This window comes from Terrisphaera buseokensis, assembly GCF_047521145.2.
Classification (GTDB): Bacteria; Verrucomicrobiota; Verrucomicrobiia; order Opitutales; family Opitutaceae; genus ER46.
The window spans coordinates 6,317,494-6,336,401 of record NZ_CM134186.1; the positions used below are offsets into that span (position 1 = coordinate 6,317,494).

General features: G+C 65.2%; 14 protein-coding genes. 5 read left to right on the forward strand and 9 right to left on the reverse strand.

Annotated elements, in window-relative coordinates:
* Positions 1-91 precede the first annotated feature (91 nt).
* The 4 genes from ACLJEU_RS23780 to accC all read left to right on the forward strand — a co-directional run bounded on the left by ACLJEU_RS23780 (position 92) and on the right by accC (position 8,462).
* Entirely contained in the window at positions 92-2,863 is a 2,772-nt protein-coding gene (locus ACLJEU_RS23780; protein WP_414664029.1) for a TonB-dependent receptor, read from the forward strand.
* Positions 2,864-3,039: 176 nt separating this feature from the next.
* Positions 3,040-5,769 carry a c-type cytochrome gene (locus ACLJEU_RS23785; protein ID WP_414664028.1) on the forward strand — a complete coding sequence of 910 codons (2,730 nt, stop codon included), beginning with the start codon at positions 3,040-3,042 and terminating at the stop codon, positions 5,767-5,769.
* A 744-nt stretch (positions 5,770-6,513) separates the two neighbouring features.
* Positions 6,514-6,969 carry an acetyl-CoA carboxylase biotin carboxyl carrier protein gene (gene accB / locus ACLJEU_RS23790; RefSeq protein WP_414664027.1) on the forward strand — a complete coding sequence of 152 codons (456 nt, stop codon included), beginning with the start codon at positions 6,514-6,516 and terminating at the stop codon, positions 6,967-6,969.
* Positions 6,970-7,097: 128 nt separating this feature from the next.
* Positions 7,098-8,462, forward strand: coding sequence for an acetyl-CoA carboxylase biotin carboxylase subunit (gene accC / locus ACLJEU_RS23795; RefSeq protein ID WP_414664026.1), 1,365 nt, complete (start codon positions 7,098-7,100; stop codon positions 8,460-8,462).
* Positions 8,463-8,637: 175 nt separating this feature from the next.
* Here accC and ACLJEU_RS23800 read toward each other — a convergent pair whose 3' ends face one another.
* The 5 genes from ACLJEU_RS23800 to ACLJEU_RS23820 form a co-directional block, all read right to left on the reverse strand.
* Positions 8,638-10,542, reverse strand: a complete 1,905-nt coding sequence (locus tag ACLJEU_RS23800) for a DUF4331 domain-containing protein (protein ID WP_457795299.1) — start codon at positions 10,540-10,542, stop codon at positions 8,638-8,640.
* 30 nt (positions 10,543-10,572) lie between these two features.
* Complete coding sequence (locus ACLJEU_RS23805) at positions 10,573-11,847, reverse strand: tetratricopeptide repeat protein (RefSeq protein WP_414664024.1); 1,275 nt, start codon at positions 11,845-11,847, stop codon at positions 10,573-10,575.
* A gap of 177 nt (positions 11,848-12,024) precedes the next feature.
* The gene (locus ACLJEU_RS23810; protein WP_414664022.1) at positions 12,025-13,146 is read right to left on the reverse strand and encodes a HupE/UreJ family protein; all 1,122 of its coding nucleotides are present in this window, start codon (positions 13,144-13,146) and stop codon (positions 12,025-12,027) included.
* Positions 13,143-13,685 (reverse strand): cupin domain-containing protein, encoded by a 543-nt coding sequence (locus ACLJEU_RS23815; RefSeq protein ID WP_414664021.1) that lies wholly within the window; start codon positions 13,683-13,685, stop codon positions 13,143-13,145. Before ACLJEU_RS23815 ends, ACLJEU_RS23810 begins: the two co-directional genes overlap by 4 nt.
* Positions 13,686-13,782: 97 nt before the next feature.
* The gene (locus ACLJEU_RS23820) at positions 13,783-14,355 is read right to left on the reverse strand and encodes a sigma-70 family RNA polymerase sigma factor (RefSeq protein WP_414664020.1); all 573 of its coding nucleotides are present in this window, start codon (positions 14,353-14,355) and stop codon (positions 13,783-13,785) included.
* 195 nt (positions 14,356-14,550) lie between these two features.
* Here ACLJEU_RS23820 and aat point away from each other — a divergent pair, with 195 nt between their 5' ends.
* Complete coding sequence (gene aat / locus ACLJEU_RS23825; protein WP_414664019.1) at positions 14,551-15,213, forward strand: leucyl/phenylalanyl-tRNA--protein transferase; 663 nt, start codon at positions 14,551-14,553, stop codon at positions 15,211-15,213.
* A gap of 24 nt (positions 15,214-15,237) precedes the next feature.
* Here the strand turns inward: aat and ACLJEU_RS23830 are convergent, their stop codons facing one another.
* The 4 genes from ACLJEU_RS23830 to ACLJEU_RS23845 form a co-directional block, all read right to left on the reverse strand.
* Positions 15,238-16,125, reverse strand: a complete 888-nt coding sequence (locus ACLJEU_RS23830; RefSeq protein ID WP_414664017.1) for a 50S ribosomal protein L11 methyltransferase — start codon at positions 16,123-16,125, stop codon at positions 15,238-15,240.
* A gap of 52 nt (positions 16,126-16,177) precedes the next feature.
* Positions 16,178-16,366: a hypothetical protein gene (locus ACLJEU_RS23835; protein ID WP_414664016.1), complete on the reverse strand. Its 189-nt coding sequence runs from the start codon at positions 16,364-16,366 to the stop codon at positions 16,178-16,180.
* The gene (locus ACLJEU_RS23840; RefSeq protein ID WP_414664015.1) at positions 16,363-17,064 is read right to left on the reverse strand and encodes an inner membrane CreD family protein; all 702 of its coding nucleotides are present in this window, start codon (positions 17,062-17,064) and stop codon (positions 16,363-16,365) included. The genes ACLJEU_RS23835 and ACLJEU_RS23840 overlap by 4 nt, the downstream gene beginning before the upstream one ends.
* Before the next feature lie 209 nt (positions 17,065-17,273).
* Positions 17,274-18,833: a sulfatase family protein gene (locus ACLJEU_RS23845; protein ID WP_414664014.1), complete on the reverse strand. Its 1,560-nt coding sequence runs from the start codon at positions 18,831-18,833 to the stop codon at positions 17,274-17,276.
* Between the last annotated feature and the right edge of the window lie 75 nt (positions 18,834-18,908).

Here is an 18,908-nt window from a genome sequence, read left to right on the forward strand (position 1 = left end):
GAATGCCGCCCAGCTCCGGGCCGAACCCTTCTGTCCATTCTGTTGATTCTGTCCCACCCAAGTGAGTCGGTGCCTCCTTAACCACTACCCCGTGAACTCCTCCCCTGCCACCCCCGCAATCCGTCTGGTCCCGCTGCTGCTCGCCTTGACTCCTGGCGCGTTCGCTCAGGTCGCGCCTACTCCACCACCCGCCGCCACCGCGCCCGCCGCCGGCTCCGCCCTCAAACTCGACGAGTTTGTCGTCACCGGGGTTTTCAACGCCACGGAAACGAAGAAGGCCACGACGGCCATCACCGCGCTCTCGGCCGACATGCTGGCCGAGCAGGTCGCACTCAGCGCGGACGACATGCTGCTCAACGTCGCGGGTGTATTCGTGAACTCATCCCTCGGTGAAATCCGCGGCATGGTGTATTCGCGCGGCATTTCCGCGGACAGCAGCGACGGCGCGAACGGCACCTACTACGTGTCGATGCAGGAGGACGGCCTGCCGTTCACCAACGTCAATTTCGGCAACTTCGGCGCCGGCTACTTCAACCGGCCCGATGCCACGCTGCAGCGCGTCGAGGCCGTGCGCGGCGGCAGCGCCTCGATCACGTCGTCCAATTCGCCCGGCGGCGTCTTCAACTACATCACGCGCACGGGCACGTCGCGCTTCGGCGGAGAACTCCGCACGCGCCTTGGTCTCGAGGGCGAGGGCTCGCCGCAGTACCGCGCCGATCTGACGATGGGCGGACCGCTCGGCACCAAGGGTTGGGTGTACAACGGCGGCGGTTTCTACCGTTACGCCGAGGGTCATCGCCCGGCCAACGGCTACCCGATGAACAACGGCTTCGGGCTCCACGGCAACGTATTCAAGGATTACGGACAGGGCTCGCTGAAACTCTACGGCAAGTATCTCGACGATCGGAATCACTGGTACGAGTACCTGCTCGCGCGCGACCCGCAGAATCCCAAGCAGTACCCCGGGCTGAGCCGTTTCAGCACGAACCTGTTTCCCAAGGCGTCGTTCCAGTATCCGCGGGAGGCGGACGACAAATTCGCCACCTTCGACACCACCGACGCCGTGCGCTCGCGTTCGCGTTATGTCGGCGCCGAGTGGAAGCACGAGTTCGGCGACGGCTGGTCGATCAGCAACAACGTCCGCGCCAGCCGCAACTGGGCCGACTGGAACTCCAGCTCTGGCGTCACGCCGCGTTCGCTCGAGTGGCCGAATTTTTTCAGCACGATGGGCATCCAGTTCAGCGGCGGCGGCCAGAACGGTCGCGTGCCCGCCGGCCTGTACCGGTTCACGGATCGGAAGAACGGCGCCGTCTACGCCGAGGTCACGTCCAACGGCAACTACACCGTCAACGCCAACGCGCTGAACAACGTCGGCCAGGTCGTGCGGTTCGCCAATCTCCCCAACGGCCAGATCGTGCCCGCGGCGCTCTGGACCAACAACGGTCGCGTGGCGAACGAGCACATGGATGAGATCATGGACAATCTCACCGTCACGAAGAAATGGCGCGGCCACACTTTCGTCGGCGGCGGCTATTTCGGCTACTCCGACATTTCCGACCGCCAGTCGAGTGGTGGGCGCACGGCGTCACCGCTCACCGAACAACCCGAGCCGCTGTCGATCACCTGGATTCCCGCCACCGCCGCCACCGCTCCGGCCGGCACGCCCGCCGCGGCGCTCACCGCGGTCGCCGGCTTTGCCGGACAACCCGTGCAGTTGACCAATCCCGAGGGCTTCACGGCGCTGGGCGTCGGCTACGTGCGCGACGAAGCCATCGCGCGTCAGTTCGCGTATTTCTTCGGCCACAAGTGGGAGATCACGCCGCGCTGGGGCATCGACTGGGGTTTCCGCAGCGAGAACTATCTCGTCAAAGGCTACAATCAATCGGGCAGCCAGAATGCACGCGGCAACTGGGACCCGACGTACGGCGGCGCGGACGGCAATCCGTTCACGATGTACGACAATCGCTTTCAGGTCCCGAACCCGGCCGGCAAATGGGCCTTCGACAAAAACGTCCGCAGCTTCTCGTGGTCGGCCGCGAGCAACTTCGTCATCAACAACGAAAACTCCTTCTACGTCCGCTACGCCGACGGCGAGAAGGCGCCGGACTACGGTTTCTTCCGGAACTACAATTCCCTGTTTCGCATCAACAACCTCAAGCCGCGGCCGCAAACCATCCAGCAGGCCGAACTCGGGTACCGTCTGAAGCTCGGCCGCGTGACGCTCACGGCCACGCCGTTCTACAGTCACCTCGACAACATTCTCGGCATCAACCAGGCCACCGAGGCCGACGGCATCACGCTGTATTTCCCCGATCCGGTCTACAATTCGACGACCTCCTACGGTCTCGAGCTCGACGGCACGCTTCGACTGACCGAACGCTGGAGCGTGCGCAGTGTGTTCACGGCGCAGAAGGCCAAGAATGACGTGTGGAAAATCTTCCAGGCCGGGGTCAACGGCAGCGCCGACGACACCTACCTCGATCTCTCGGGCCGGCCCGCCGACAACAACCCGGATTTCATCCTGAACACGACGCTCAGTTACCGGACGCCGAAGTACTTCGCCAACCTCGGCTGGAAACACATGGGCGAGCGCGCCGGCAACGCGGCCAACGTGATCATGCTGCCGCGGTTCAACCAGTTTGATCTCGGCATGGGTTGGACGTTCACCCGCCGGTTCTCGGTCAATTTCAACATCAACAACCTCACCGACAGTGAAGGCGTGATGACCTGGCGTGGTTGGGGCGTGAACCCCGGTGATCGCCAGAGCTTCACGTCACTGCCCGCCACCGGCTCGGACACGATGCTGCAATACGTCCCCGTACAGCCGCGGGCTTATTTCGTGAGCACGACCTACAAATTCTAACGACACTGGACGTCTGCTCGCGGACTCTGTTCTAAGCGCACGGCGCTCTGGACCCAACGATTACCATTTGCCTCGTTGCCGGAAACGCGGTGACCCAGACTCACTCGATTCAGTTCAGCCCACGCCGCTTCGCATCCGCTCCTTGCCTGCCTTTCACCGATCACCGATTCCCTACCATGTTCCGCACCCTACTCTCGTTTCTCGTCCTCCCCGCTGTGCTGTTCGGCCAATCGCCCAAGAAAAAAAGCGCCGCGGCAGGCGATGAGCCACCCGGCGTGAGCTCGCGCGCCAAGATGGCCGCGCTCGTCACGGCCACGGATCCCTCCGCGATTCAGGTCGCAGCTGGTTTCAAGGTTGAACTTGTCTACACCGTGCCCAAGGGCGACCAGGGCTCGTGGGTCGCGATGGCCCTTGATCCCAAGGGCCGCATCCTCACCAGCGATCAGTACGGCGGCATCTACCGCATCACGCTGCCGCCGCTCGGCACCACGGCCGGGACCAAGGTGGAACACCTGGCGATCGATTTCACGAAGTTCACGTTACCCAACGCTCCTGCGGTCGAGCCGGACGCCGCGCCGAAGAAGGAGAAGGCGAAAGCCGACACCGGTCCCCGCCTCGAAGTCGGCGCTCACGGCCTGCTCTACGCATTCGACAGCCTCTACGTCATGGTCAACGAGCAGCGCGGCAAGACTGGCTTGTGGCGCGTGCGTTCGACCAAGGGCGACGACCAATTTGACCAGGTCGAATTTCTGCGGCCGATGAACGGCTCCGGCGAACACGGCACGCACGCGCTGGTGCTCTCGCCCGACGGCAAGTCGATCTACTTTGCCAACGGCAACCACACCGATCTGCCGAAGGCCATGGAGCAGGCCCGCATGGTCGCGTGGGGCGAGGATCATCTCCTGCCCCGCATGTGGGACGCCCGCGGGCACGCGCGCAACAAGTTCGCTCCCGGCGGCTACATCGCCCGGACGGATCCCGAGGGCAAGTCGATCGAGCTCTTCTCGATCGGGTTCCGTAATCAGTACGACATGGCCTTCGATCAGAACGGCGAACTGTTCACCTACGATTCCGACATGGAATGGGATCAAGGATCGCCGTGGTATATGCCGACGCGGATCAACCACGCGGTCGATGGCGGTGACTTCGGCTGGCGCAGCGGTGCCGGACGCTGGCCGTCCTACTACGCGGACAGTCTCGGTGAAGTCGTCAACATCGGCCCGGGCTGCCCGGTGGGTGTCACGTTCGGCACTGGCGCCAGGTTTCCAGCGAAGTTCCAGCACGCGCTTTTCGCCGCCGACTGGACCTTCGGCACGCTCTACGCGATCAATCTCACCCCCGACGGTGCGACCTTCCGCGGCGAGAAGACTGAGTTCGTTTCCGGCAAACCGCTCCCCTTCACTGACGTGATCGTTAACCCGAATGATGGAGCGATGTACTTCACCGTCGGTGGTCGCCGCACGCAGTCGGCGCTCTACCGCGTCACGTATACCGGCGGCGAGAGCACCGCGCCCGCCAAACTTCCCGGCCCCACCGAGGCGGCCAAGCTCCGCCGATCCCTCGAAACGCTTCACGCCGAAGGCACGGGGCCCTCAGCCATCGACACCGCCTGGCCCCATCTTGCCAGCAAGGATCGGTCCGTCCGCTTCGCCGCGCGCGTGGCGATTGAGCGCCAGCCCGCCGAAAAATGGGCCGACCGCGCCCTTGCGGAGTTGCAGCCGCAGGCCTCCATCGAGGCACTCATTGCGCTCGCCCGCGTTGGGGACAAATCGCTTCAACCGAAAATCATCGCCGCGCTCGGCCGACTTGATTTCGGCGCGCAGCCGGACGAGTTGCGCCAGCCACTGCTGCGCGCATGGCAACTCGCCTTCACCCGCATGGGCAAGCCGACGCCCGAAACGTGCGCCGCGATCGCCGCAAAACTGGATCGTCATTTCCCCCACGCCGATCCACTCGTCAATCGCGAGCTTTCGGCCCTCCTCATCTACCTCGGTTCGACCCAGGTCGTCGGCAAAATCGTGCCGCTCCTCAGTGTGTCTGAACCTCCGACTGTGTACGGCGAGGACCTCGGAGGCGCCGCCGTGAACGCCCGAAACGACAGCTATGGCAAGGTCGTGAACAGCGTCGCGGACAGCCGCCCCGACCGCCAGCAGATCGCCTACGCTTACAATCTGCGCAACGCGACCGTCGGCTGGACGCCAAAACTGCGCACGGAGTATTTCTCTTGGTTCTCGCGCACCCGAACCTGGAAAGGCGGCAACAGTTTCGGGGGCTTCATCCAGAACATCCGTACGGAATCGTTGGCCAACGTGATCGACCGCACCGACCGCGCGGCCCTCGACGCCCTCTCAAAACCGGCCCCTGCCTCGTTCGCGGCTCCGGCGTTCACGCCCAAGGGTCCGGGTCGCGCGTATACCGTGCCGGACGCCATGGCTGCCATGCCGGCCAAGCTCACCGGGCGCAATTTCGCCCGCGGCCAGGCGATGTTCTCGGCTGCGGCGTGCATCGTCTGTCACAAATTCGGCAACGAAGGCACCAGCGGTGTCGGCCCCGATCTGACCGGCTCCGGTGGCCGTTACAGCATTCGAGATCTCCTGGAAAACATCATCGAACCTTCGAAAGTCATCAGCGACCAGTTCGGCAGCGAGGAAATCGAGCGCAGTGACGGCGACACCATCGTCGGACGGGTCGTCGGCGAGGAAAACGGCGAACTTCTGGTCATGGCCAACCCCTTTGCCCCCGACGAAAAGGTCAAAGTGAAGGTGTCGGCTGTGAAGTCCCGCAAGGCCTTTGGCACGTCAATGATGCCGCCGGGGCTAATCAATTCGCTCAGCGAGGACGAATTGAAGGACCTGCTGGCCTATCTGCTCAGTTCCGGAAATCCGGCGGATCCGATGTTCAAGTAACGGAGCCGCCGGGGCCGCCCTTACCATTAGGCCGAGTGTAACGGCGCTGACGGGACATTAGAGTCGGTTCAGTCGAACGGTAACCGATGGAAGCGGGGCGCCCTCACCCCGCAGATCGATTCGACCCGCCCAAGCCGCGGGGTGAGGGCGCCCCGCCAGCATCAACCACCGGATACATTCTCTCTGATGCCAATCGCTCCTTGCTTTTGGACTTCTGGATCGAACGTGGCTACGAGCGCCAGCGAGTGGCCGAACGGCCACTCGCTGGCGCTCGTAGCCACGGCTAAAGTCCAAAGGCAAAGAGCGATTGGTATTAAGGCGAACGAGCGTATTCGATGCCCGGGGAGTGTGGCAGCTGAAGGCGAGATGCGCGAATTTACATGACGGCGATGCCAGGCAATACCCGAAGGCCATTTGGGGCCAAACCACCCTGAAATGGGCTCAAAACACCCCGATCCGGGGTGTCTCGGAAAACTATTTTTTGCGGAATGAGCGGAAGGGAGTCGTTAAGATTCCCCAACATTCAACGGCTTTCAGGTGGATTTCCTCGGCTTTTCAGGGGTTTTTTGGCCGTTTCACGTCATTTCCCTCGAAATCGTTTCGTGCGCCGAAATCAGAGGTTGCTTGAGCCTGCGCATTACTTTTGAACGACCGACCTCGAATTTCAACTAACCCATCCAGCGGCTCAACTTACAACCAAGGCATCCTTTGGACCTCAAACAGATCAAGCAAATCATCGAGCTCATGAAGCGTTCCGAGCTCACGGAGTTCGCGGTTGAGGAAGAGGGTTTCAAACTGAAGATTCGGCGGGGCATGAATGGCGTGCCGATCGTGTCGACCGGCCGGGGTTCGGCCGCTCCGTTTGCGACCGGTGACACCAATCCACCCATGCCGCCCACAGGCGCTCAGGCATCTCCCGGCAGCAGCATTGCACCGCCTCCCGCGGCCGAGGAAGCGGGGATTACGTACATCAAGTCGCCCATGGTCGGTACGTTTTACCGGGCCGCTTCGCCCGAGAGCAAACCGTTCGCGGACGTCGGGCTGAAGGTCGTCGAGAATTCCGTCGTGTGCATTATCGAGGCCATGAAGATCATGAACGAGATTCAGGCCGAGGCCAAGGGCACGGTGGTGGAAGCCCTGGTCGAAAACGGCCAGCCCGTCGAATACGGCCAGCGCCTCTTCAAGCTCAAGCAGGGCTGATGCCCATGGTTGAAAGGTGAAAGTTGAAAGTTGAAAGTTGGGAAACCGAACGGCAGCCGGCCGGCGGATGCTTCTCCTAACCTTCAACTTTCAACTTTCACCTTTCACCTTTTCCGACCGTACCGCCCATGATTCAAAAAGTCCTCATCGCCAACCGCGGTGAAATCGCCCTCCGCATCGTGCGCGCCTGCCGCGAGCTGGGCATCAAGACCCTGGCCGTCTATTCCGAGGCCGACGTGCAGTCGTTGCACGTGCAACTCGCCGACGAAGCCATCTGCATCGGCGGCCCCAAGAGCGCCGACAGCTACCTGAGGGCCGACCGGATCATCAGCGCGGCGGAAATCGCCGACGTCGACGCCATCCACCCGGGCTACGGTTTCCTTTCCGAAAACGCGAAATTCGCCGAGCAGTGCGAGTCGTGTAACATCAAGTTCATCGGGCCAAAGTCGAAATCCATCAAAATGATGGGCGACAAGTCCATCGCCAAGGACACGGTGCGCAAAGCTGGCGTCCCGATCGTCCCGGGCTCCGACGGTCCGGTCGAATCCGAGGGCGATGCCGTCAAGATCGCGCGCAAGATCGGTTATCCTGTCATCATCAAGGCCGTCGCCGGCGGCGGTGGCCGCGGCATGCGCATCGCGCACAACGACGTCTCGTTCGCCAAGGAATACCACGTCGCCCGCGGCGAAGCGGAAAAGGCCTTCGGCAACGGTGCGGTCTATATCGAGAAGTATATCGAGAAGCCGCGGCACATCGAATTCCAGATCCTGGCCGATTCGCACGGCAAGACCCTGCATCTCGGCGAACGCGACTGCTCCGTCCAGCGCCGGCACCAGAAATTGATCGAGGAATCACCCTCGCCGTTCCTGACATCCGACCTGCGGAAAAAGATGGGCAAGGCCGCCATCAAGGCCGCCGAGGCCGCCGAGTATGAAAACGCCGGCACGATCGAGTTCCTCGTCGATGCGAAGGGAAACTACTTCTTCATCGAGATGAACACCCGCATTCAGGTCGAACATCCCGTCACCGAAGAAGTGACCGGCATCGACCTGATCAAGCAGCAGATCCGCGTGGCCAACGGCGAGAAACTCGAGTTCGACCAGGGCGACATCAAGTTCGAGAAGCACGCGATCGAGTGCCGCATCAACGCCGAGGACCCGGCCCGCAATTTCGCGCCGTCGCCCGGCACGATCGGTCTGTACTACGCTCCGGGCGGTCACGGCGTGCGCGTCGATTCCCACGCCTACAGCGGCTACACCATTCCGCCGTATTACGATTCCATGATCGGCAAGCTCATCTGCTTCGGCTCGACCCGGAAGGTCGCACTCGAACGGGCTTACCGCGCGCTGAGCGAATATCTCATCCGCGGCATCAAGACCACGATCCCGTTGCACCGCGCCATCATGGCCGACCCGGTGTTCATTGAGGGCAAGGCGACCACGGCCTACATGGAAGACTTCCTGAGCCGGACCGCGACGGATCTGTTCTCGTAACGCCGGTCGTGTAGCCGCGAGCGCCAGCGAGTGGACCGATCTCCACTCGCTGGCGCTCGCGGCTACAACGTACCGTAGTGAAAACAAAAGAGCCCGCATCACGCGGGCTCTTTTGTTCTACAGATCCGCGGCGCCATCGCGGTGGATCCGGGCCAACTGCCGAATCGCTTCTTCGTCAGTCGACGAGATACGCTTCCACCAGGCCAACGCCCGTCGCGCCATTCTTGCCGCGAATCGTCGTGGTGTACGCACCCGGAGGGAGCGTCATGAGAATCGCGCCTTCACGATCGTTGAGCGGCGCGTTGCCCGTCGCCGTAATCGCGGCCTGCTGCGTGGTCTTCCAGTCGTCGTTTTCCGCGAGCATCGATCCGCCCTGCCAGATCTGGACGATCGTGTCGCTCACGGCGTTGGCCACGCCGAAGCTCGAGAGCGACGGCCCGGTGCCGCGCACGAGGACGCGAATCGGCGTCGTGCCACGAATCACGAATCCGCCGATCAGGATGTTCTCGCCGGTGCCGATGTTGCCGCGCGTGGCGAAGTTCACCAGCGGCGACGCCAGTTGCCGCGGGTTGTGGTCATAGTTGCGGCCGTTGTGCGGCGTCGCCGCATACGGGAACACCTTGTTGTACACCCCGTCGTTGCCACTGACATTGTCGATGCCGTCCGCCGAACGGATCGTGAGCGGAATCTGGCGCAGATCGCTGATCACCGCCGTGACGCCAATGTCGATGACGTCGTCGCCGAATCGCCGGCCATTCGGCCAGCCGCCGGGCACGTAGAACTTCGTCGCGTCCGCGCCGAGCGCGCTGCCCGGCAGTCGGAACGGATGACCGGCCAGCGGACTTTCAATCACGTCACCGCCGAAAATGCTGAGCCGCGAAAACCCGGCATCATCCGCGAGCACGCCGCTGCTGGCACCGCCACCCGCCCGCCGCGCCGCCACCGTGGACAGATCCACCTTGATCACATCGGGGATAAAAATCGCCGCCAGATCCGCGCGATTCGTGGTCGGGGCGACATTGCCCTTCAGGACCAGCGCATTGATCAACGCGCCGAGCTCGGGCGATTCCGCGTATTTGCGGAAAAGCGCACTGTCACTCGTCGGCTTCGTGCGGTTGTAGAGATCCTTGTCCTTGATCGCGATGAACGCCTCGCAGAACAGCGGATTGCCCTGGCGCCCGACCTGTACCCACGGACCGGATGCAGCGGTGCCGTTGGAGTTCGCGCCGTCGGTCAGCACCGTGGTGGCGCGCCGGCTCGTGGTCGCGTAGACGCCCACGACCTGCTGGTCGCCGCCGATGTCACCGACCGGGATCTCGAGCGTGATGAGGTGCATGTTGAACCCGCCCTGGCTGTCGAAGCGGTTGTTGCCCGACTTCAACGCAAGCAGGTCGAAGATGGCGTTGATGTCGCCATAGAAACCGTCTTCGCGCTGGCCCGCCCACGAGCGGTAGCCGTTGCTCAGCGTCGCGATCGCGGTGCGCGTGTAGTCGTCGAGCTGCGCCTCGGTCGCGACTCCGTCCTTGGCGAGGTTGTCGCCGCTGTCGCCGCGGTTGTACTTCGGCGTCGCCACGCCCTGGTTGTTCGGCGGCACGATGCCGGTGCCGAGCGTGGTGGTCGTTCCGCCGATCACTTTGCGCACCGTGTAGGTCTGCGTGAGATTCTGGTTCGCGTCGCCGTTCGCCGCCACCACGCCGACATACGACTGCAGCAGTGAGTCGCGCGTCTTGTAGGCGGTCGAAAATTCAAACTGATACGCCACCGAGTCCGCGCCGGTCGCGAGATCGGCACCGCGCGAGAGGAAGATCTGGTAGAGGACGTTGTCGTCGAAGTTGTACTTGTTCGGGCCGACGCCCGGCTCCTCATGCGGATACACGCCAAGCGCGACCGTGAGGTACTTCTGGTTGTTGCGCGTGTTGAGAAACGCGTAGACGTCAGTCGTGTTCGCAGCGGGATCGAGCGTCACGAGCGGCGCGTCCATGTGGCTCGAGGCGCGGCCCGGCCGCGAGGTCAGGAGGGCGGCAAAGGCGACAGCGCCCGCAAGGGTCGCCGTTCGGAATCGGAGGGATGTATTCATCATGTTGGTATGGATTCTCTGTCAGGGGGAAATTCAACGCGCCGCGAGCTCGCTATCCGGCGCCAGTCGCCGTGCGAGCAGGGCGGCTTCAGAGGGCGTCAAGGTGCCTGCGGCCCCGCGGGCCTTCGCATACGCCACGCCCGCCGCGGCGACGTCGCCACGCCGTCGGGCCAGCTCGCCGGCGTGCAGGAAGAGGCGCGCGTCCTGCGTGCCCACCGCGAGCGCACGGTCCATCGCCACGGACGCCGCCGCGAGATCGCCCGCCGCCGCCAGGGTCCAAGCCAGGGCATCGTGCGAGAAAACATCCGCACGCTCCGTCAGTTCCTGCCGCGCCAACCGCAACGCCCGCTCGGGTTCCTCGCCACGCGTCGCGAGAAAAAGTGCGAGCGTGCGCGGATCCGTCTCGGCGCCACGCCGCCGCAGCCGCGCTTCGACGCGGGACGCCTCGTCCGCACGACCGACGGACCTGAGACCGTCTGCCAGCCACCACTGATATTCCGGCAAGGGTTGAAGCTGCTCGGCCGCCTCGAGCGACGCGATCGCGTCCCCAGTCCGATCAAGAGCGACCAACGCCCTGCCCCGCCCGAGCAGCGCCGGCGGATACGCGGCAGCGCACTCCAAGGCTGCGTCGGCGAGGCGCAGCGCCAGCGACGCATCGCCGCGCTGGAGCTCGTAACCCGAAAGGCGGGTGAGCAGCCACGCGCGGGTGTCGGCGTCACGCTCGCTGCTGGCCTGCAGCGCCGAGGACATCGCCGCGATCGCGCCGGCGGCATCACCTTTGAGCCAGCGCACGTGCGCGATGCGGCTGAAGGCCTCGACGCCCGGCTTGGCGTCGACCAGTCGTTGCAGAGCGGATACGCCTTCGTCGAGCCGGCCCTGTTCGATCAGCACGTCGCTCAACAGCGCGAAATCCGCCGGCGATCCCCTCGCCGCCACGAGCGCGCGGGCCGCACTTTCAGCCGCGCGAAACTGATGGAGCTGGTGCAGCACGTGGCCGCGCAGCAACTGCGACTCGGTGCGCGCGCCGAACTGCGCGTCGATGACGTCAGCGGTTTTTTCCGCCAGCTTGTAGAAGCCGGCGTCGAGCGTCGCCCGCGCCTTGGCGATATACGCCCACGCGAGCCGTTCGTAGACCTCGGCTGTCGCATCGGCCCGCTGCGCGCGCTCCTGCCAGCGCGTGATCGCGGCGTCCTCGGGCGCAGAGCCGACATGGGGAGCGAGGACAATTTCCCGGTTCAGATCCGTTGCAGCCGTGGCGTAGCTGCACGCGCCCAGCACGATCAGGCAGCGAAGGGTAAGGGTAAACATCACCCGTGCTTCGCATCAGCGGACGCCCGGGATGCGTCACTTTCGCTAAAGTTGCCGTTTGGAAAATTTCTGCATCCCGACGTCCATTCGCATCGTACCCCTGGACGTGCGGGAATTTCCCGACGGGCCAATCGGGAAACAACTCCCCGCTCCCCTTGGGCCGTGCCCTGATATCCGTCAGGCGAATACGGTGCGCTGCAGCAGCCAGAAGAGCCCGGCGAGCGTCACGAGCGCGGACAGGGCCGGCACGCCGCGCCGGAGAAAGGTCTCGGACTTGCGCAGCTGCCACACGATCGGCAGCACGACCGCGGCGATGGCAATCTGGCCGATTTCGACGCCGAGATTGAACGTGAACAGCGGCATCGCGATCCCCTGCGCGCCGGCACCCACGCCGAGGTCGCGCAACACGCTCGCGAAACCAAATCCATGCACGAGGCCGAAGACGAACGTCAGCGCCCAGCGGCCGCGGGGCTCGGCGCCGCGGCGCAGGAGATTTTCCGCGCCGACGTACACGATCGAAGCGGCGATCGCCGCCTCCACCCAGCGCGACGGCAGGTTGACGACGTTGAGCGTCGCCAGCGCGAGCGTGAGCGAGTGCGCCAGCGTGAAGCAGGACACGATGCCGACGATCGAACGAAAACTCCGGCACACGACGAGCAGCGCGAAGAGAAACAGCAGATGATCGTAGCCGGTCCAGATGTGCTCCACGCCCAGCCGGATGAAGGCCCAGAAGGTCGTCGCGTCCGCTTCCGGCGCGGGCGGCGGCGGACTGCCCGCGCTGGACGCGAGGGACAACGCGACGGCTGGCGGCACCTCGATCACACCGTCGCGCGCGCTCAATAGTTTCTTGGCCACCACGAGGCCCTGCTCATCCGAGATAATGACGAACTGCCGGTGGCCCGCCGGCAGATCCGGCAACCGCGGAGCCCGCAGGATCAGACCACTCCCCGGCGGTCGCGGAAACACGAGACGGAAGCTGACGTTGTCCCCGGGCAGCAAATCCACACTCGCCTCGCGCGGCGTGAGCACTGCATCGCCTGCCCGCACTTCCCAGAGCTGCGGCGCAATTTTCCGCAGGTGTTCCTGCACCGCGTCGAACTCCGCCTGGCCCCAGCGTTCGGCGCGCGGCACGTTCGGCGGGAGCAACTGCTCCACATCCGCGGGCGCAAAACCGGTGACGAGCGAAAGTACATCCGCCCGCAAATCGCCCTGGGCCGTGCTGATTCCTGGATCGTGCGCCCGCGCGATCAGCGCGCCACTGACTGCGAGCCACACTCGCACGAAAAAGCGCAGCGTCATCGGGAGGCCATGGCCTCCCGCCATTTCTTCCAGGCCCGCGCGGTCAGCGTCACGAGCGCAGTGCAGCCATGCGGACTGACTGTATTCACGTGCGCGGTACCCTCGGCGGCGTAGTAGTAATCGCCCGCGTGCATCAGGCGCCCGCCATTCACCACATCGCCGGAAATCACCACGCCCTCGTCCGGGCCCGCATCATGCAGGTGATCGGGAAAACGCGCGCCCGGAGCGATCTCGATCATCACCGACACCACGTCACGGGCCTCGTCGACCGAGAGTGTCTTGAAACGAACGCCGGGAAACACGCCGCCGTGCCAGCCGCTCTCCTCACGCGCCGACTCGTACCGCCAGCCCGGCTGCACCGGGGCAGGCGCACTCGCGCGAATGCGCGCCAGCAGCTCCGCCTTCACGCGGGGTGAAGGCGGCTCGACCGGTGCCGCCGCCACCGCCAGCCGGGCGGTCGTCTCGTTGAGCGGAGCTCCCGCCGTCAACGGCTCCGATGCCGGGCGCGGGGTGCGTCGTTTCGCTGGTTTCGCGCTCATGGAAGTAACCTTGAGAGTTTGTGTAGACGCCGCCCGCGCAAGCCCAGGCCGTCGAACCCGGACGAGGGAAGCAAGACGTTCACTGGGGATGGACGGTTCATCCGTTTTCGGCGCGGCGCGCGCGCGCCAGCGCGGGTTTGAGTTTCAAGAGGCCGCGACGAATGCGTGCCTTGACCGTGCCGACCGGGGCCCGCATCGCCGTCGCAATTTCCTGGTGGGTGAGCCCGTCGAAAAAGGCGAGCGCGATGGCCCGGCGTTCCTCGACATGCAGCCTCAGCAACGCCGCGCGGACCGCCGCCCCTTCCTCGTCCGCGGCGACCGACTCCAGCGCGACCGCCGGCGCGAAGTCATCGTCGGTGCGCCACTCCAGCGCCTCGGCGATGCGCGCCAGGTGGCGTTGATTCGACCGCAGCCGATCAATCGCCTTGCGGCGCGCAATCGTCACGATCCAGCAGAACGCGGTCCCGAGTTCCTCGCGATAGTCCGGCGCGCGTTCCCAAATCTGCCAGAACGCCTCCTGCAACACTTCCTCCGCCTCGGCCCGCGATCGCAACATCCGCACGATCATCGAGAACACCGGACGCGAGAGGCGATCGTACAGCTCCGCAAACGCAGTTTCATCGCGCTGTGCCACCGCCTGCAGCAAAGTCGCGTCGTCCGGTGGAATCATGGCGGTAAACCGCGAGCCAATCCCGACGGCCATCGCGCACGCAAGGCATTATCCGGTCATGGAGAAAAAATGCATCCGTGGTGCCGTGGCCGGCGAACCCCCGTGGCCCGGCGGGCAGTTGGGAGCGGGCCGCCAAATTGACCCTCGCACCGATCCCTGTAGCGAACGCACACTACGAATCGTCCGCGCGTTCGCATGCCCGACTTTGACTGGCCTTCGCCCCATCCTGCCGACGAGCTCGGGCTCGTTGCCCTGGACCACGTCCTGACGCCCGAACGGCTGGTGTCGGCGTACCGCCACGGCATCTTTCCGTGGCCCGACTCCAAACCCGGCAGTCCGATTCCCTGGGTTTGTCCGCCTCGCCGGGCGATCCTTGACTTCGACGCGCTGCACGTGCCGCGCAACCTCCGCAAAGCCCAACGCCGGCTCCCCGCGCTGCGGTTCACGCTCGATGGGGCATTCGACGCCGTCATCGCCGCGTGCGCCGCCGCCCATCGGCCCGGCCAGCGCGGCACGTGGATCACGCCGGCGCTCGTCGCAGCCTACTCCGCGCTGCATCGCCGCGGTCACGCGCACAGCGTCGAAGCCTGGGCCGACGATACCCTCGTCGGCGGACTCTACGGCGTCACCGCCGCGGGCGTGTTCACCGGTGAGAGCATGTTTCACCGCATCGACGACGCTTCGAAACTCTGCGTGCTGCATCTGATCGAGCACCTGCGCGCGCGCGGTTCAACGTGGATCGACATTCAACAACTGACACCGCATTTCGCGTTGCTCGGCGCCCACGAGATCACGCGCTTCGAGTTTCTACGCAGACTCGCCGTCGAGCGCAGCGCCGCGCGAACGCTGTTTCCCTGACCCGGGAGCGCAGGCGTCCGCCGTCTACCGCGGGCGCGTCAGCACGACATCGCTCCACTCGCCCATCACGCGCGCGTTGACCGACCAGGCGCGCGCCACTTTCTCAAACGCCTCCCGCACCTGGCCATTTTCGTGCGCGAGGATGCCACTGAGCACCAGCGTGCCACCCGGCGCCACGGCGGCGACCAGTTCGCGGGCGAAACGCATCAGCACGTCGGCTTGGATGTTCGCCATGAGAATGTCCGCACTGGCGTCGCGCCCCGCGAGCCCGCTCACCACATCGGCCGTATGGAAACGCACCCGGCCCGCAAGGCCGTTGAGCGCGGCGTTCTCCTCGCTGATGCGCACGGCCTCGGCATCGTTGTCGAAACCGCTGATGTCGCGAAACCCGAGCAGCGCGGCGGACAAGGCCAGGATGCCTGATCCGCAGCCGGCGTCGATCACGCGTCCCTGCGTGCCGTGTTCCTCGGCGAGCGTCACCAGTCGCTCCACGCACAAGCGCGTGGTCTCGTGATTGCCGGTGCCGAAGGCGAGGCCGGGATCGAGCCACAGCACGGCATCGCCCGGCGGCAGCACGAAGGTCTCGCGCTCCCACACCGGCACCCAGTGGAGCCGGCCGAAGCGCCACGCGTGAAAATGAATCTTGTAGCTGTCACGCCAGTCGCCGTCGCCGAGCGAACGCACCACCGGATCGCCGACCGGCATCACGCCCGCGCGCGCAAGCTGCGGCGCCAGCGTTTTCCATTCGGCGAGCGCGCCGGCCTCATCCGCGCAGATGCCCTGCACCCACGCGCGCCGGACAATCACGTCCTCGAGCACGCTCCAATTTTCCACGCCCTGCTCCAGCAGCGTTTCATCGGCGGCAACCGCACTCGCGGCGGGAATCTCCAGCTTGATTTCGAACAGGGCCATCGCCCCCAACGTCCCGGGCCGGTCCGTCCACGGCAATCCCAATTGCGGCTGCTCACCGCACGAGCCGATCACGTCGGCGCGACGGACGCCCCACGCCGTCGTGCACCGCGCGGCGCACGGGCGGCAGCGTCTCCGGCTCAGGTGGCCACGCAAGCTCGCCCCGTTGCGCGACCACGCACGCTTCGAACGGCAACAGGCCTTGCAACGCACACCACAGCCGGGGGAGATGTTTCGGTTTCATTGCGCGCCCTCCGACGCCGGCGGCGTGCCCGCGTCCTGCGCCTGCCAGTCGATGTGGCGCGTGAAGTACATCACCGCGGCCAGCGCCGCAAACAGCGCACCCGTGCCGGCGAGCAGCGCGAAGTCCTCCATGCGCAGGACCACAAACAGCACGCTGTGCACCGCTGCGAGAAGCCCGGCGATCGCCGCGGCGCGGAGCCAGCAGCGCAGAATGGCCGCGCTGTACAACACCACGAGGCTCGATGAGGCGGCGGCCGCCGACACGTAGGCGGGGCCCGGCTCGAAGACTTCGCCGAGGGCCAGCAGCGCCAGATAGAACAAACACAGCGCCGCGCCCACCAAACCGTAGTGCACCGCATGCAGCCGCAGGCCGCCGACCACCTCGAAGAGGAAGAACGCGGCGAACACCATCGCCATCACGAGCACGCCGTGTTTCAGCGCCCGCTCCACCATCCGGTAGCTGTCGATCACGGTGGCCACGCGCGCGAGGGTGGGCGCCTCCGTCCCGGGTCGTGGCTGCGCACTGAGCCGCACCAGCGCCTCCGTGCGATTCCGGCTGCGCTCGCCCCGCAGTCCGTTTACGAGGAACAGCGGCACCTGCAGCAGCAGGATCAGTCCGGCGATGAAGAGGAGTTTGAGCGTGACCGCGTTGCGCCGCTGGTAGCGGGCCCGGGAGGGAATGACGGGAGGAGGTTCCATGGCCACCGACGATGCCCGTCAGGAATGAAGTCCCGATGAAGCGAAGATGAAATCGGCGCGAAGTTCAGCCGCCGGCGACGTATTGGGATGGCCTGGGACCGCGACCGCCCTCGGTCGCAGCCTTTCGGAAGCGACCGGGGGCGGTCGCGGTCCCGGGGCAGTCTCGATCCACTTCACCACGCCGAATCCAACTCGGCGATACGGCCGTACTATTTGGCCGCCTTGGCCCTGGCGTTCGCGGCGCGGGGATAACGGACCACGCTCACGTCGTTCTTCTGCTTCGGACCCGGCGTGCTGCGTCCCTCGTTGATGATCGTCTCCAAACGGGCCTGCATCGCCCTGACCCGCTCAGGTTGCGCGGCGGCGACGTTGTTTGTCTCAGCCAGATCGTCATCGAGCTGGTACAACTGCACGGCCGTCGCGCGGTCGCGGTCGGGCGCCAGCACAAGTTTCCACGGACCTTCGCGCAGGCTCGGCGTGCCGGCGCAAGCGGTATTCACGGCGTGGGCACGGATGGGGCGGTCGACGCCCTTGAGCAGCGGCAGAAAACTGAAGCTGTCCTCGCCGGCGTTGTCCGGCAGCCGCGCGCCGAAAAGCTCCGCGAGTGTCGCCATGATGTCCGCCTGCGACACCAGTTGCCGGCTGACCGAGCCCGCTTTCACCACTCCCGGCCAGCGCACGACGAAAGGCACGCGGTGGCCGCCTTCATAGACCGAGGCCTTGTAATCGCGCAGCGGTCCGCTGGGAAAATGCCCCTGGGCCTCCAGCGGCGGCACGCCGATATACGACGCACAGCCATTGTCGCTGGTGAACAGCACGAGCGTGTCGTCGGCCACACCGGCGGTTTTCAACGCGGCGAGCACGCGGCCGACGGCTGCATCCGTCTCCATCACGAGATCCGCATAGTCGCTCTTCAATCCGCTCCGGCCGCGCCAGGCCTCGTTCACGGCCAGCGGCGTGTGCGGCGAGGTGAGCGGCAGGTAGAGCAGGAACGGTTTTTTCGCCGCAGCCTGTTCACCGATGAAGCGGACGGCGCGATCCGCGAGCGCCGGCAGGATGGCCTCCAACTTCCAGCCGGGCAGTGCCGGGCCCTGCAGGCTCGCCTGGTTCTTCACGAGTTTGTCCGCCGGCAGCAGCTCGCTCGGAATGCCCACGGTGCGGTCGTGTTCAATAAAGCAATACGGCGGCCAGTTGGGCACGTCGGTGCCGAAGTACTCGTCGAAGCCGCGCTCCGTGGGTCCGCCCGCGATCCGTTGCGAAAAGACCGCCCGCCAGGTCGCGCGCTGGGCGTCGGTCACGACCGTCGAGACCTCGCCGCCGCCCCCCGCCTTGCCGCCGAAGCCCTTGAAATCCGCCTGCTGCGCGGCCGTGATCGGCCAGTCGTTGCCGAGATGCCACTTGCCGATGCAGGCAGTGCGATAGCCGTGCTGCTGCGCGAGTTTCCCGATGGTCAGGCGGTCGGGTGCGATCAACGGCTTCTCCCAGAGACCGACGATGCCCGACTGGAGGCGCGTGCGCCAGTGATAGCGGCCGGTCAGCAGCGTGTACCGCGACGGCGAGCAGCAGCCGGAACTCGAGTGCCCGTCGGTGAACCGCATGCCCTCTGACGCGAGCCGATCCATGTGCGGCGTCGGGATTTTTCCGCGCTCCCGGTTGTACGCCTGCATGTCGCCGTAGCCGAGATCGTCGGCGAGGATGATCACGACATTCGGCGTCGCCGCGCGCAGCAACGACGTGAGGGCGAGCAGGAGGAGCGGGAGGAATTTCATAAACGGAAAACGTGGCGGCTGACGTCAGCAAGGGAGTTGAAAGGTGAAGGTTGAAAGTTGAAAGCCGGAGCCTGG

What these genes read in the sequence shown, in the direction of transcription:
- accB (WP_414664027.1), top strand. Translation starts at nt 6,514, where the DNA reads ATGAAGCGTTCCGAGCTCACGGAGTTCGCGGTTGAGGAAGAGGGTTTC.
- ACLJEU_RS23800 (WP_457795299.1), bottom strand. Translation starts at nt 10,542, where the DNA reads ATGATGAATACATCCCTCCGATTCCGAACGGCGACCCTTGCGGGCGCT.
- ACLJEU_RS23805 (WP_414664024.1), bottom strand. Translation starts at nt 11,847, where the DNA reads ATGTTTACCCTTACCCTTCGCTGCCTGATCGTGCTGGGCGCGTGCAGC.
- ACLJEU_RS23840 (WP_414664015.1), bottom strand. Translation starts at nt 17,064, where the DNA reads ATGGAACCTCCTCCCGTCATTCCCTCCCGGGCCCGCTACCAGCGGCGC.
- accC (WP_414664026.1), top strand. Translation starts at nt 7,098, where the DNA reads ATGATTCAAAAAGTCCTCATCGCCAACCGCGGTGAAATCGCCCTCCGC.
- aat (WP_414664019.1), top strand. Translation starts at nt 14,551, where the DNA reads ATGCCCGACTTTGACTGGCCTTCGCCCCATCCTGCCGACGAGCTCGGG.
- ACLJEU_RS23810 (WP_414664022.1), bottom strand. Translation starts at nt 13,146, where the DNA reads ATGACGCTGCGCTTTTTCGTGCGAGTGTGGCTCGCAGTCAGTGGCGCG.
- ACLJEU_RS23820 (WP_414664020.1), bottom strand. Translation starts at nt 14,355, where the DNA reads ATGATTCCACCGGACGACGCGACTTTGCTGCAGGCGGTGGCACAGCGC.
- ACLJEU_RS23845 (WP_414664014.1), bottom strand. Translation starts at nt 18,833, where the DNA reads ATGAAATTCCTCCCGCTCCTCCTGCTCGCCCTCACGTCGTTGCTGCGC.
- ACLJEU_RS23815 (WP_414664021.1), bottom strand. Translation starts at nt 13,685, where the DNA reads ATGAGCGCGAAACCAGCGAAACGACGCACCCCGCGCCCGGCATCGGAG.
- ACLJEU_RS23835 (WP_414664016.1), bottom strand. Translation starts at nt 16,366, where the DNA reads ATGAAACCGAAACATCTCCCCCGGCTGTGGTGTGCGTTGCAAGGCCTG.
- ACLJEU_RS23785 (WP_414664028.1), top strand. Translation starts at nt 3,040, where the DNA reads ATGTTCCGCACCCTACTCTCGTTTCTCGTCCTCCCCGCTGTGCTGTTC.
- ACLJEU_RS23830 (WP_414664017.1), bottom strand. Translation starts at nt 16,125, where the DNA reads ATGGCCCTGTTCGAAATCAAGCTGGAGATTCCCGCCGCGAGTGCGGTT.